This window comes from Hymenobacter qilianensis (genome assembly GCF_014638675.1).
GTDB lineage: Bacteria > Bacteroidota > Bacteroidia > Cytophagales > Hymenobacteraceae > Hymenobacter > Hymenobacter qilianensis.
Genome location: NZ_BMFN01000003.1, coordinates 651,509 through 666,408, shown reverse-complemented (window position 1 = coordinate 666,408; position 14,900 = coordinate 651,509). Strand labels below are relative to the sequence as shown.

Below are 14,900 nucleotides of genomic sequence, written 5' to 3'. Positions count from 1 at the left end.
TCCACGCCACCCAGCCCACCCGCTCGAATGATTATTAATTTCTCAAAACGATGGAATGAGCGCTTGGCCTCTTGCCTGGGAGGCACGGTGCTTTGGCTGCTCGTATTCGTTTTGCTGAGCGGCTGCGCTGAGCCGGCTCCCGCTGATCGGGTCAAGATTGGGTTCTCGCAGTGTACCAACGGCGACGCGTGGCGGCAGGCCATGCTGGCTGGCATGAAGAAGGAGCTGAGCTTTCACCCCGAAGTGGAGTTCAAAATGAAAGACGCCCACGACAACAGCACCCTCCAGCGCCAGCAGATTCAGGAATTCCTGCAAGAGGATATTGACCTGCTCATCGTGTCGGCCAATGAGGCGGAGCCCATTACGCCCATTGTGGAAGAAGTGTTCAACCGGGGTATTCCGGTCGTAATTCTCGACCGCCGCACCACTTCCAAGCTGTATACGGCGTATGTGGGGGGCAATAATGTGGAAGTAGGCCAGACGGCGGCCAACTACATCAGCACGCTGCTGCGGCAGCGAGGCAACGTGTTGGAAATCAAGGGCGCATCTGGCGCTTCGCCTGCCCTCGACCGCCACAAAGGCTTCGCCGAAACGCTGGCCGCGTACCCCGGCATGCGCTTGGTAGCGCAGATGCACGGCGACTGGAAGCGGCCCTCCGTGATGCAGAACCTTCCTGCCTTACTCAAAGCTCACCCCGAAGTCGATCTGATTTTTGCCCACAACGACCGTATGGCCCTGGGCGCCTACCAGGTGTGTAAGCAGCTGGGCCTCGACCGCCGCATTAAGGTGGTGGGCGTAGATGGTCTGCCCGGTCCGCACGGCGGCATTCAGTTCGTGCAGGATGGCATCCTGGCGGCCACTATTCTCTATTCGCCGGGTGGGGAGGAGGCCATTCGGACGGCCATGAAAATTATCAAAGGGCAGCCGTACGAAAAGGAAAACATGCTCGGCACCATGGTCATCGACTCGACCAACGCGCTGACTATGAAGATGCAGACCGAAAAGCTGACCAGCCAGCAGCAGGATATTCAGCGTCAGCAGCAGCTTCTGCAACAGCAGCGCGATACCTACGCCAGCCAGCGCACCGTACTATATATCCTGCTCGCGGCGCTGCTGGGGGCTGCCATATTAGGCTTGGTGGCGTGGCGGGCTTTTCAGGTAAACCGCCGCCTGATCAAGCGATTAGAAAGGCAAAATGAGGAAATCAGCTCCCAGCGCAACCAGATAGCCGAGTTGGCCGAGCAAGCCCGCATCGAGACGGAAGCCAAGCTCCGCTTCTTTACCAACTTCTCCCATGAGCTGCGCACGCCGCTCACCCTCATTCTGGGCCCGGTAGAAGAAATGCTGACCGCCAGCGCCGATTTATCGGCCGGGCAGCGCCACGACTTAACGCTGGTTCACCGCAACACTCAGCGGTTGCTGCAATTGGTGAATCAGCTCATGGATTTCCGAAAAATCGAGGTCGGAAAAATGCCCGTGCGGGCGTCGGAGGGCAATATTGTGGCCTTCGTGCGCGAGATTATGGACGTATTTGAGAAGTCGGCGAGGCAGCGCGGCATACTGCTTCGTTTTCTGCCCTCTGAGCCGGTTCTTCCCCTGTGGTTTGATGTTAATATTCTGGATAAGGTTTTCTTCAACCTGTTATCCAACGCCCTGAAATTCACCCCCGACCGGGGCCAGATTACGGTCAGCATCCAGCGCGTACCCACCGACAACACCGTGCGCGTGAGTGTAGAGGACACGGGCTGCGGAATCTCGGAGCAAGACCGGGAACACATCTTTGAGTGGTTTTACCAAGGGCACCAGCCGGCCGCCAAAGGCTCGGGTATGGGGCTGGCGTTGGCCATGGGCCTTGTGCGCCTGCACCAAGGGCAACTATCGTTTACCAGCCAGCCGGGGCAAGGCAGCACATTTGTCGTGACACTGCCCCTGGAGTTGCCGGTGGCCCTTCGGAGCGATACGCCCTATTCGGCCCTGCCCGCCAGCTTCGCTCAGGAGGACGAAATGCCCCCCAGATCGAAAGAAGAACCAGCGCCCACGCCTATTTCCGCAAGCGAATCCTTGATATTGGTGATTGAGGATAATGAGGATGTGCGCGACTTTGTCGTTCAGAAACTAGCGCCGCACTTCCAGGTGTCATCGGCGGCTGATGGCGATACGGGCTTGCGCCTAGCCGCCGAAACCATCCCTGACCTTATTGTGTGCGATGTAATGTTGCCCGGCCTCACCGGCTTGGAAGTAGTGACGCAACTGCGCGCCGATTGGCGCACCTCTCATATTCCGGTGGTTATGCTCACGGCCCGCAACGCGCCTGAGCAGCAGCTGGAAGGGGTGCAGTCGGGCGCCGACCTATACCTGACCAAGCCTTTCAACCCAACCTTCCTGCTGGAAAGCATCCGGACTTTGCTGGCCAACCGAGCCCACCTGCGCGAGCACTTCCGCCGCGAGTTGTCAGTGGACACCGCCACCGTAGCGCCTCAGCGTGTCGACCAGAAATTCCTGGCTGAACTCACCGCCATCGTGGAGGCCAACCTTACTCGCACCGATCTGAGCGTGGAGGATGTGGCGCGCAGCTTGGGCATCTCGCGGGTGCAGCTCTACCGCAAGGTGAAGGCCCTGCTGGGCACCGGCGTCACCGACTTTATTCAGGGCATCCGCCTGACCAAAGCCCGGCAGATTTTGCTCGATGATAGCCTGACTATTGCCGAAGTAGCCTACCAAACTGGCTTCTCTTCACCCTCCTATTTCTCCACCGCCTTCAAAGCCAAGTACCAGATTTCGCCTTCCGAGTTCAAGGCCTTGCACGTGACGCCCCAAAGCTGAATCAAATTCGAAAGTCAGGTATCATGAGCGAAACTTTAGCTTTAAAAATGAAGCGGGTTCAATAGTTAAATGGTTGATTATAACACCTTTAAGTATTACGTAAACGTTGTATCAAAAATGGAAGACTTTGGAATAATAGAGCACGCTTAGGCAGCCTCCACGACCGAATTTTGAAGAAAAAAAAACGGTCGTGAAAAACAGCAAAGTATTCTTCTGGTCCATTGTCATTGCCCTGGGGGGCTTTTTGTTTGGCTTTGATACGGCCGTTATATCCGGCGCGGAAAAAGCGATTCAGCAGCTCTGGCAACTCACCGCTTTCGAGCACGGGTTCACCATATCTATTGCGCTTATAGGTACGGTGCTCGGCGCCTTGCTGGGGGGCATTCCTTCCGATAGGCTAGGTCGCCGCAAGACGCTGATTTGGATTGCGGTCCTCTATTTCATCTCGGCTTTGGGCGCGGCATTGGCGCCGAGTTGGGTGCCTTTTCTAATCTTCCGCTTCCTCGGTGGGCTGGGCGTGGGGGCCTCCTCCGTCACGGCGCCGCTCTACATTTCTGAGATTTCGCCGGCCGCCTCGCGGGGTCGCATGGTGGCGCTGTTTCAGTTCAACATCGTCTTCGGAATCCTGATTGCTTATCTCTCCAATTACCTGCTGGCCGGCAGCGGCGACGCGGCCTGGCGCTGGATGCTTGGCGTACAGGTGTTCCCGGCCGCCGCGTTTTTACTTCTGCTCTTCCGCGTGCCCGAAAGCCCCCGTTGGCTGATCACCAAGAAGGGGCGGGTAGAAGAAGGCCGCGAGATTCTGCGCATCATCAACCCCACCTCATTTGACAGCGACGTCACGGCGATCCTGACCTCACAGGCGCAGGAAGGCGCGGGCGGCGAGTCGCTCTTTACCCGCAAGCACATGAGCCCGGTGATGCTGGCAGTGCTGTTCGCCGTCTTCAACCAAGTGTCTGGCATCAACGCCATCCTGTATTATGCCCCCCGCATCTTTGAAATGACGGGTTTGGGCACCAACTCGGCGCTGCTTTCGTCGGCGGGCCTGGGGCTGATCAACTTCGCCTTTACGCTGCTGGCCATGAACTTCATCGACCGTTTTGGCCGGCGTAAACTCATGCTCATTGGCTCGTTCGGCCTGATTGTCACGCTCGGTTTGGTAGCCCGTTCCTTCTACACCGAGCAGTTTACGGGCTTCACGGTACCTATCCTCCTGTTCGTGTACATCGCCTTTTTCGCCTTCTCGCAGGGGGCTGTTATCTGGGTGTTTATCTCCGAAATCTTCCCCAACAGTGTGCGCGCCAAAGGGCAAGCGCTCGGTAGCTCCACACACTGGATTATGGCGACCATCATCGCCTTCACCTTCCCTTATTTCGCCGAGCACCTAGGCGGGGGCCACACCTTCCTGTTTTTCTGCCTGATGATGGTGCTGCAATTAATCTTCGTGTGGCGCTTCATGCCCGAAACCAAAGGCACGAGCCTGGAGCAAGTCGAAAAGATCTTGGTGATCCACTAAGAGTCTATTCAAAGACATAAAAAGCCCCCCACAAGAACGTCATGCAGAGCGGCGCGAAGCATCTCGCGTGCTGACGAGAGGTTAGTAATCTTACTAAACACGCGAGATGTTTCGCGCCGCTCTGCATGACCATCTGATTGGATTGTGGCAATGACCGCCTGATTTAAAAGCGTCTTTCCGAAAACGATTACAGCTCCTTAGCAGACTTTTTTGCCCCCCAGAGCTGACCAACCTATACTCCCTCCACTTTACACAACACCCATGAAAAAGATTGTACTCATGCGCCGCCGGACACTCTTGCCCACGGCGCTGGCTGCTCTGCTACTTGCGGCTCCAAGCTTGGTAGTAGCGCACACCCGGATAGAACGAATCAGCGCGTACCAAGCTGATATACAAGTGACTGGTCAAGTTGTGGACGACAAGGGTGCCGGAATACCCGGCGTAACGGTGCTAGTGAAAGGCACTACCAACGGCACCTCTACCGACCCCGATGGCCGCTTCAGCCTCACCGTGCCCGACAATGCCGTGCTGACCTTTTCTTCTATCGGGTTTTTGTCGCAGGAAATTGTACTCGGTGGCCGCACCAGTATCAATGTGACGATGTCTGTCGATACTAAGACCCTGGACGAAGTAGTGGTGACAGGCTACCAAACCCAGCGCAAAGCCGACCTAACCGGTGCCGTGTCGGTAGTTAAAACGGAGGAAATCAAGGATATGGCCTCCAATGATGTAACCCGCAACCTGCAAGGCCGGGTGCCGGGCGTGAACATCACCACCGACGGCGCGCCGGGCAGCTCTGCTACCGTGCGTATTCGGGGCATAGGCACGCTGGGCAACAACGACCCACTCTACGTCATCGACGGCATCCCGACGCGGGAAGGCATCAACCAGATCAACCAGAACGATATCGAGTCGATTCAGGTGCTGAAAGACGCTTCCGCCGCCAGCATCTATGGCTCTCGGGCCAGTAACGGCGTCATTATCATCACAACCAAAAAGGCCAAGCAGGGCGCCACGCGGGTAGACTTTTCGACCTTCTTTACGCTCCAGACGCCGGGCCCGCACATTCAGATGCTCAACACCCAGGACTATGGCCGGGTGTACTGGCAAGCGGCCACTAACGACGGCGCCGTACCCAGCCGCCCTTTCTACACCTTCCAAACGCGCACCGGCACCGATGGACGGCCCGTGCTCGACCAGGTGCTGGTGCCTGAGTTCATCGACAAGGAGCAAACCATGCGCGCTGCCGACACCGACTGGTTTAAAGAAACTGAGCAGAATGCCCTGATTCAGAGCTACAACCTGAGTGTGAGCAGCGGCGGCGAGCGGGGTGGGGCGTTGTTTTCGCTGAACTACTACGATAATAGCGGCACCCTAAAACACACCGATTTCAACCGCTACACGGCCCGCCTCAACTCCGACTATAACTTCCTGGGGGGCAAATTAAAGATTGGCGAAAACCTGACCGTCGTGAAGTCGCAGCGGGCGGAGTTCGATCTGAACCTAGTGCGCGACCGGACCACTCAGCTGCCGTCTATTGTGCCTGTGCGGACGGTGGATGGAATAGGCTGGGGCGGCCCCGTGGAAGGTATGAGCGACCGTGATAACCCGTTGCGCCTGCTCTCTGATAACCGCCAGAACCGCTCCAACACGGGTCGGGCCTTCGGTAACGTGTTTGCCGACGCCGAGCTGCTGCCGGGCCTGCACCTGCGTACCAGCTTCGGCATCGATTACAGCATGTACAAGTTCCGCCAGATTTATAAAACCTATAAGGCGGGTTTCCTCTCCGAAGCGAACAATCGGGTAACCGACAACCAGCGTTTTTATGGTAACTGGGTGTGGCAGAATACGTTGAACTACGACATGACGCTGGGGGGCAAACATCAGCTGAACTTCGTGGCCGGTACCGAGCGCATCAGCTACTACGATGAGAGCAGCTACGCCTCCCGTACCAATTTCGCCAGCGAAGACCCCACCTACGCCTACCTCGATGCGGGCGCCGCCAACAAAGACAACGGTGGCTCCGGCACTGCCTACAAACTGGCTTCGTACTTCAGCAAATTCAACTACTCGCTGGCCGACAAGTACTTGGCCTCCGTTACAATTCGCCGCGATGGTTCCTCCCGCTTCGGCGAAGACAACCGGTTCGGGGTATTTCCGGCCGCGTCGGTGGGCTGGCGCTTGAGCGAAGAGAACTTCGTGAAAAACACCGCGCCGTTCTTTTCCGACCTGAAGCTGCGCGCCGGCTGGGGCCAAACTGGCAACCAGGACATCGCCAACTTTGCCTCCCGCGGCCTTTACCAATCGTTGCTGGGCACCCTTGATCCCAACTTTGAGTACGACCGCGGCACCGCTTACGACATCTTCGGCAACGACACTAATTTGCCCTCCGGCTACCGCCGCGTACAGCAGGCCAATCCTGACCTGAAGTGGGAAACCACGACCCAAACCAACCTCGGTGTTGACTTCGGCTTGCTGGATAACCGCCTCACGGGCTCGGTCGATTACTTCATCAAGAAAAGCGAAGACATCCTCGTGAATCTGCCTTACCTAGCCGTAGTGGGCGAGGGTGGCGACAAGTTTGTGAACGGTGCTTCTATCGAAAACAAGGGCTGGGAATTTCTGGTAGGTTATCAGAACGAATTGGCTAACGGCCTGACTTACAGCGTTACGGGCAACCTGTCTACGTACCGCAACAAGCTCACCTTCCTGCCCGACGAGGTAATCAACGCCTACGGCGGCAACGGCCAAGACGTAACTCGCTTGGGCCACTCCATCAACGCGGTGTACGGCTACGTGGCCGACGGCTTGTACCAGAATGCCACCGAAGTGAGCGAAGGCCCCACACAAGTAGGCGCCGCTCCCGGTCGTATCCGCTACAAAGACCTGAATGGCGACGGCAAAGTCGACAACTTCGACCAGACCTGGATTACCGAAGGCGTGCCGGATTTCAACTACGGTCTCAACCTAGGCGCTGGCTACAAAGGCTTCGACGTGCAAGTGTTCCTGCAAGGGGTACAGGGCCTGGAGGCTTACAACAACGCCAAATTCCGGACTGACTTCGCGTCTATTGCCTCGGGTGAGAACTGGGGTGAGCGGCTGCTCGACGCTTGGTCGCCGACCAACACGGGCTCTTCCATTCCGGCCCTTACCCTGCAAAACTCCAACAACGAAGGCCGCGCTTCGACCTACTTCATCGAAAACGCTTCTTACCTGAAGCTGCGCAACATTCAGCTGGGTTACTCGCTGCCCGCCACCTTGGTAAGCAAAATCAAGCTGCAAGGAGTGCGCGTGTATGTGCAGAGCCAGAACCTGTTCACCGTCAAGAGCAAGGAGTACACTGGCCCAGACCCCGAGGTGACCAACTACCAGTACCCGGTTCCCCGCATTTTCACCACCGGCCTCAACGTTTCCTTCTAATCATCCGCCAGCCTACCTACCATGAAAATCCTGAAAACCAGCGCACTGGCGATTTCGCTGCTCGCCCTTTCCTCTGGCTGCAACGACAAAGAATTCCTGAATGTGCAGCCCACTGGCGCCCTCAGCGACGACCAGCTGAATACCGCCGCCAATATTGAAAAGCAGGTTATTGCCACCTACTCCCAACTGGGCAACGACGTGTACCGGGCTCCTTACACCTCCCTGTGGCCCTACGGCAACGTGCGCGCCGGCGACGCCTACAAGGGTGGCAATGGCACGGCCGACGTGGATGCGTTTCACTTCTACGAAACCTTCACCTTCAACCGCGTCGACGTGGGCAACACCGACGAGCTGTGGTTCCTGATCTACATAGGCATCTCGCGCGCCAACGACGCCCTGCGCCGCCTGGAGACCATCAACGCTACGGCCATGCCCAACAAGGCCATTCGTCAGGGCGAGATGCGCTTTCTGCGCGGCCACTTCTACTTTATGCTGAAGGAGCTGTTCAAGCGAGTGCCTTATATAGATGAAACCATCCCCACTGAGCAGTATGCTTCGGTATCAAACGTAGCCCTGAGTAACGACGAGCTGTGGACCAAGATTGCTGATGACTTCCGCTTTGCCGTGGCGAATCTGCCCGATACCCAGCCGGAAATCGGGCGGGCCAACAAGTCGGCGGCGCAGGCTTATCTGGCCAAAACGCTGCTTTTCCAAGCCTATGTGCAGAGCGACAATAATGCTGTGACGTCGGTGGATCAGGCCAAGCTTCAAGAAGTGGTGACGTTGACCAATCAGGTCATTGCCTCGGGTAAATATTCGCTGCACTCTGATTTTGCTACCAACTTCCTCACGGCCGGCGACAACGGGGTAGAATCGGTATTTGCCATCCAGTTTTCGCGCAACGACGGCACGCCCAAAGGCCGCACGGACCGGGGCAATGCCCTGAACTACCCGATGAATCCGGACTACGGCTGCTGCGGGTTTCATCAGCCCAGCCAGAACCTGGTCAACGCCTTCAAGACGGACGCCCAGGGTCTGCCCCAGTTTGAAACTTTCAACAACTCGGACCTAAGCGCCCCCGCTGATTTCCAGACGAACACCGTCGATCCGCGCCTCGACCACTCTGTTGGTATTCCCTCGCACCCTTACAAATATTCTCCATCGTTCATCTTCGAAACCTCCTGGCTGCGCGACCAGAACACGTACGGAGTGTACATGTCGATGAAGGAAAACGTGCTGCCTTCGGACCCAAGCTTCCAGAAAACGCCCCCCTTCATGAGCTCATCGAAGAACTGGACCATCATCCGCTACGCTGATGTATTGCTCTGGAAAGCGGAGGCCCTGATTGAGCTGAACCGCCCGGCCGAAGCTCTGCCCATCGTTAACCAGATCCGGCAGCGCGCTCAGAACAGCACCGCCCGGTTGAAAACTACTACTGGTGCCAACATCTCCAACTATCGTATCGGCCAGTATTCGGCCGGGGTTTGGAACCAAGCGTACGCCCGCCAGGCGCTGCGCTTCGAGCGTCGCTTAGAGTTTGCGCTGGAAGGTCAGCGCTTCTTCGACCTAGTGCGCTGGGGAATTGCGGCCGATTATCTGAACACTTACTTCGAAAAGGAAAAAACAAAGCGTCAGCACCTGAAGGACGCCCGCTTCACCCGCGGCCGCGACGAATACTTGCCAATTCCGTTAAATCAGATCAACTTCAGTAAGGGCCTGTATCAGCAGAATCCGGGTTGGTAGACACACGGTTGAATGCCACAAAAATCATCAAATCAGCTTCTTATGAAAGATACAGTTGTGTGTTTCGGCGAAACGCTCTGGGATGTGCTGCCTTCGGGCAAGCAGCCTGGTGGGGCGCCCTTCAATGTGGCGGTGCACTTGCACCAGTTTGGGCAACCTGTGGAGCTTATCAGCCGCGTTGGCGACGACGATCTGGGGGGCGAATTACTGACCTTTCTCGAAAGCCGGGGCGTTAGCACGAAGTATGTGCAGCGCGGCAAAACCCACCTGACTGGCGTAGTGAAGGCCAACGTGGACGACCGCAATGAGGTGGTTTACAAGATTGTGCAGCCCGTGGCCTGGGACTACATTCAGTACGACAACGACGTGCGCGACCTGGTAGCCAACGCCAAAGTATTTGTGTATGGGAGTCTGGCTGCGCGTAGCCAGGCCACGCGCGAAACCTTGTATCGGCTGCTGCAAAGCGCCCAACTCAAGGTGTTCGACGTAAACATGCGCCCCCCGCACTACACCCGCGAGGTCATTAAATACCTGCTGGAGCAGGCCGATGTGGTAAAGATGAACCACCATGAGCTGGCCGAAATCCTGGATTGGTTTGGCGGCAGCACCGACGACGAAGCTGCCCTAGCTGGCCTGGCTAGTCGTTTCGGTTTGAAAGCCGTGTGCGTCACGCTTGGCGCTGATGGGGCTATGCTGTGGGCTGGGGGGCAAATTTACCGCTCACCCGGTATCAAAGTCGAAGTAGTGGATACCATCGGCAGCGGTGACGCATTCTTAGCGGCTTTCCTACGAGCTTGGCTGAGCGGTCGGCCCTACGACGAATGCCTGCGCATTGCCTGCGCGAGTGGAGCGTTGGTTGCCACCTATCAGGGAGCCACCCCGGCGCTTAGCGAATCGCATATTGCGGAGCTGCTGGGAGTAGGACGCCACGCCTAAATTCACTTACATGAACGTCATGCAGAGCAAAGCGAAGCATCTCGCTCGCTTCGTTGCAATGCTAATCCTGACGATTGCACGCGAGATGCTTCGCTTTGCTCTGCATGACGTTCTTTTTTATACAGTAAGCTTTAATCGCCTCTCCCTATGAAAAAACTGTTTTTACTGACTGTAAGCTTGCTGGGCCTGACGCTCAGCGGCTGGGCCCAACGGCCGCAGGCCACCGAGCAGTACCGCCCCAAGTTTCACTTCACCCCGAAGGCCAACTGGATGAACGACCCGAACGGAATGGTCTTCCATAAGGGCACCTACCACTTGTTCTATCAATATTACCCCGACAGCACCATCTGGGGGCCGATGCACTGGGGCCACGCCACCAGCAAGGATCTGGTGAGCTGGCAGCACCAGCCTGTTGCCTTGTACCCCGACAGCCTGGGCTATATCTTCTCGGGCAGCGCCGTGCTGGACGTGAACAATACTTCTGGCTTCGGTAAAAACGGGCAGGTGCCGATGGTGGCCATTTTTACGCATCACGATCCGAAGCTGGAGAAGCTGGGGGGCAATAAGCACCAGAACCAAAGCATTGCCTATAGCCTGGACGAAGGCAAAACATGGACGAAGTACGCCCAGAACCCGGTGCTGAAAAATCCTGGTATTCAGGACTTCCGCGACCCGAAGGTGAGTTGGTACGAGAAGGACAAGAAGTGGATTATGACCCTAGCCACCAAAGACCGCATCACGTTCTATTCCTCGCCCAACCTGAAGGACTGGACCAAGCAAAGTGAGTTTGGCGAGAAGGTAGGCGCCCACGGCGGCGTGTGGGAGTGCCCCGATCTGTTTCCGCTGACGCTGGGGGGCAAAACGCAGTGGGTGTTGCTGGTCAGCATCAACCCCGGCGGACCCAACAAAGGCTCGGCCACGCAGTACTTTGTAGGCGACTTCGACGGCAAGAAGTTTACGCCGCTTTCCACCGACACCAAATGGGTGGACTACGGCCCCGACAACTACGCGGGCGTCACGTGGTCGAACACCGGCGACCGGAAGATTTTTCTGGGTTGGATGAGCAATTGGGAATATGCCAACCAAGTGCCCACGCATCCTTGGCGCAGCGCCATGACCATCCCCCGCGACTTGTCGCTGCGCAAAGTAGGAACGCAAGTGCTGTTGGTGTCGCAGCCATCGAAGGAGGTAAGCAAGCTGGGATCAAGCGAAATTACGCTTGATAATGTGGCGGTGAAAGGGGAGATGAACCTCTCGGACAAAACCAAAAACACGGGCCCATTTCAGTTGAAACTAACTGCTGATCAGCTCGCTGATTTTGCTGTAGTCTTGACCAATGACCGCAAGGAAGAAGTGCTGATTGGCTACGACAAAAAAGCCAACCAATACTACATCGACCGCACCAAGTCGGGCAAGTTTGACTTCAGCAATAAATTTGCGATGCGCGCCACTGCGCCCCGCCTTACCACCAGCGCCAAGATGGACCTCACGCTTATTGTAGACGCGGCTTCGGTGGAAGTATTTGCCGATGAAGGCCTGACCGCCATGACGGGCATTTTCTTTCCCACTGATGAATTTAAAACCATCAAGGTTCGGGCAGCGAATCCGCTTACGCTGCGCAAAGTCACTTACAAGCGCATGGGTGTCGGAATTTGATTGCTCCGTAACAGCTTCATCGTAGGAGCCGCGGAGTGAAAGCCAATCGGGTAGCAGACGGAGCGAAACTTCGACTGCTACCCGATTGGCTTTAGATGCATCATCATAAAATGCAACAATGGCGTAGACTCGCCGGCTTTGCGTACTGCTACGAACCACCCAAATCGGCATCAGAAGCGCGATAATGGAGTACAGCGAAGGGCACAGAACCGAGGAATGAGAACGTTCCCGGTAACGATTGCGCAAATAAACTCTTCGCTAAGTCCGTTTCCCTCACGGCTCCGTCTGTAGCTTAAGCTATTGCTCAATAGCTGCTGAAGCGGCCGTATCAGGAAAGAATTACACTCCAGCCGGTGCTGGGGGGCTTTTTTCCCTAACGCTCATTCGATGAAAAAATACGCTGTATTGCTGCTGTCACTGGTAGCCCTGGCTTTCCGCCCGGCCGAGGAAAAGAAGGTTCAAGTGTTTCTGGTCGGCGACTCTACCATGTCGGAGAAGCCGGACCGCAGCAAGCCCGAGCGCGGCTGGGGCATGTACTTCGACCAGTTTTTTGACGGCGAAACCGTCGTGCAGAATCACGCCATGAACGGGCGCAGCACCCGCAACTTTCGCCACGAAGGCCGCTGGGCCAAGGTGATGGAGCAGGTGAAGCCCGGCGACTGGGTGCTCATCCAATTTGGCCACAACGACCAGAAAAAAGAAGACACCGCCCGCTACGCCGCGCCCCAAACCGACTACCGCAAAAACCTGACGCGCTACGTGCAGGAAGCCAGGCAGCGGGGGGCAAATCCGGTGCTGCTCACGCCCGTTGGCCGCCGCTACTTCGATGAGCAGGGCAAGCGCAAAGACGACCACGGCGAATACCCGGCGGTGGTGCGCGAGGTAGCCAAATCGCTGAAAGTGCCGCTGATTGATATGCACGAAAAAAGCTGGGCCTTGTACTCCCAGCTCGGCGAGAAAGGCAGCCGCGACCTTTTCTGGAGCTACCAGAACGGCTATTACCAGGAGAATCCGGTGGCCCCCGCCAAGAACGACAACACGCACTTTTCGGCCTATGGCGCTGAGCTGATTGCGCAGCTAGTAGCACAGGACGTAAAAAAGCAAAACCTTGGCCTAGCTAGTCACCTGAAGCCGCTGGCCTTCGCGGGCAAGTATGCTTTCGATCTGCCGGTAGTGCTCCAGCCTTCATTCCGTGCCGATACCTTTAACATCACCAAGTTCGGGGCCGTGGCCGATGGGCAAACGCTGAATACGGAGGCATTCCGCAAAGCCATTGAGGCTTGCAGCCAGCAAGGTGGTGTGGTATTGGTGCCACGCGGCCTGTGGCTCACGGGGCCTATTCAGCTGAAAAGCAACGTGAACCTGCATGTGCAGCGCGGGGCGCTGGTGCAGTTCAGCAACAAGCTTTCTGACTACAAACTCATTAAAACCAACTGGGAAGGCGAGGATGCCGTGCGCAATCAGTCGCCCATTTCGGGCTACGACCTCGTAAATATTGCCATCACCGGCGAAGGCACTTTCGACGGTGCCGGCGACGCCTGGCGCATGGTGAAGAAGGAAAAGCTGAGCGAAGGCCAGTGGCAGAAGCTGGTGAAGTCGGGGGGCTTTTTGGATGAAAAAGGCACCACCTGGTACCCGACGTCCAGCTCGCTGAAAGGCTCGCTCTCGCCCAAAATCTGGGTTATTCCGGCTGGTCAAGCCGAAGTAGATTTCAACCGCTACACTGAAGTAAAAGACTTCCTGCGGCCCAACATGCTCAGCCTACAGCGCTGCAAGCAGATTCTGCTGGAAGGCTTTACCATTCAGAACTCGCCGGCCTGGACCATTCACCCGCTGCTCTGCGACAACATTACGCTGCGCAACGTGACGGCCAAGAACCCGTGGTACGGCCAAAACACCGACGCGCTGGACCTGGAATCTTGCCGCAATGGTTTGGTAGAAGGCTGCACCTTCGACGTGGGCGACGACGGCATTTGCATCAAGTCGGGCCGCGACGAGCAGGGCCGCAAGCGCGGTGTGCCGACCGAGAACTTCATCATCCGCGACACCAAAGTATATCACGCCCACGGCGGCTTCGTAATCGGCTCGGAAATGTCGGGCGGCGCGCGTAATATCTACGTGACCAACTGCACTTTCATGGGTACTGATGTGGGGCTGCGCTTCAAAACGGCTCGCGGGCGGGGTGGGGTAGTGGAGAACATCTTCGTCGACGGAGTAGACATGACCGACATTGCCGGCGAAGCCATTCTGTTTGATATGTTTTACGCCGCCAAAGACCCCGTGCAAGTGAACGGCGAGGCGTTTGCCATTCCCGAAATTAAGGCTGAACCCCTGAACGAAGGCACTCCGCAGTTCCGCGGCTTCCGCATCAAAAACGTAACCTGCAAGGGGGCCAATACGGGTATCCTGATTCGCGGGGTGCCCGAGATGAACATCAAGGATATCGAGATAGAAAATACGGTGCTGGAAAGCAAAAAGGGCCTCGTGTGTCAGGAAGCCGACGGTATCCGGCTTAAAAATGTGGCCCTGTTTTCCACCGAAACAAAGCCGGTGCTGGAAGTACAAAACAGCCGTAACATCGTGATGGACAACATCCGCTATACCAACGGCGCCGACCTGCTGCTGCGCGTAACCGGCGACCGTAGCAAGAATGTGAAGTTGGTAAACACTAACACGAAGGGCGCGAAGGAGGATGTGGAGTTCGGGAAGAAAGTGTCGAAAAAAGTGGTAACTGTTTCGAGCCGCTAACCAGTAAGAACATCAATCCCCGCCTCAGCCGAGGCGGGAAATCGTTTATCGCTTAAGC

Annotated in this window: 7 protein-coding genes; all 7 read left to right on the top strand. The window is 56.7% G+C overall.

The window, feature by feature from the left end; translation table 11 throughout:
• Positions 1-27: 27 nt before the first annotated feature.
• The gene (locus tag IEW06_RS17140; RefSeq protein WP_188548639.1) at positions 28-2,823 is read left to right on the top strand and encodes a hybrid sensor histidine kinase/response regulator transcription factor; all 2,796 of its coding nucleotides are present in this window, start codon (positions 28-30) and stop codon (positions 2,821-2,823) included.
• 190 nt (positions 2,824-3,013) lie between these two features.
• Positions 3,014-4,339 (top strand): sugar porter family MFS transporter, encoded by a 1,326-nt coding sequence (locus IEW06_RS17135; protein ID WP_188548638.1) that lies wholly within the window; start codon positions 3,014-3,016, stop codon positions 4,337-4,339.
• A gap of 261 nt (positions 4,340-4,600) precedes the next feature.
• Positions 4,601-7,759, top strand: a complete 3,159-nt coding sequence (locus tag IEW06_RS17130) for a SusC/RagA family TonB-linked outer membrane protein (RefSeq protein ID WP_188548637.1) — start codon at positions 4,601-4,603, stop codon at positions 7,757-7,759.
• Positions 7,760-7,780: 21 nt separating this feature from the next.
• On the top strand, positions 7,781-9,502 hold the full coding sequence (locus tag IEW06_RS17125) for a RagB/SusD family nutrient uptake outer membrane protein (protein WP_187731633.1): 1,722 nt from the start codon (positions 7,781-7,783) through the stop codon (positions 9,500-9,502).
• A 42-nt stretch (positions 9,503-9,544) separates the two neighbouring features.
• Positions 9,545-10,438: a carbohydrate kinase family protein gene (locus IEW06_RS17120; RefSeq protein WP_187731634.1), complete on the top strand. Its 894-nt coding sequence runs from the start codon at positions 9,545-9,547 to the stop codon at positions 10,436-10,438.
• A gap of 147 nt (positions 10,439-10,585) precedes the next feature.
• On the top strand, positions 10,586-12,094 hold the full coding sequence (locus IEW06_RS17115) for a glycoside hydrolase family 32 protein (RefSeq protein WP_187731635.1): 1,509 nt from the start codon (positions 10,586-10,588) through the stop codon (positions 12,092-12,094).
• Positions 12,095-12,481: 387 nt separating this feature from the next.
• Entirely contained in the window at positions 12,482-14,842 is a 2,361-nt protein-coding gene (locus tag IEW06_RS17110) for a glycosyl hydrolase family 28 protein (protein WP_187731636.1), read from the top strand.
• Positions 14,843-14,900 lie beyond the last annotated feature (58 nt).

Coding starts and splice junctions, on each gene's coding strand:
- IEW06_RS17140 (WP_188548639.1), top strand. CDS start 28: ATGATTATTAATTTCTCAAAACGATGGAATGAGCGCTTGGCCTCTTGC.
- IEW06_RS17130 (WP_188548637.1), top strand. CDS start 4,601: ATGAAAAAGATTGTACTCATGCGCCGCCGGACACTCTTGCCCACGGCG.
- IEW06_RS17125 (WP_187731633.1), top strand. CDS start 7,781: ATGAAAATCCTGAAAACCAGCGCACTGGCGATTTCGCTGCTCGCCCTT.
- IEW06_RS17120 (WP_187731634.1), top strand. CDS start 9,545: ATGAAAGATACAGTTGTGTGTTTCGGCGAAACGCTCTGGGATGTGCTG.
- IEW06_RS17115 (WP_187731635.1), top strand. CDS start 10,586: ATGAAAAAACTGTTTTTACTGACTGTAAGCTTGCTGGGCCTGACGCTC.
- IEW06_RS17110 (WP_187731636.1), top strand. CDS start 12,482: ATGAAAAAATACGCTGTATTGCTGCTGTCACTGGTAGCCCTGGCTTTC.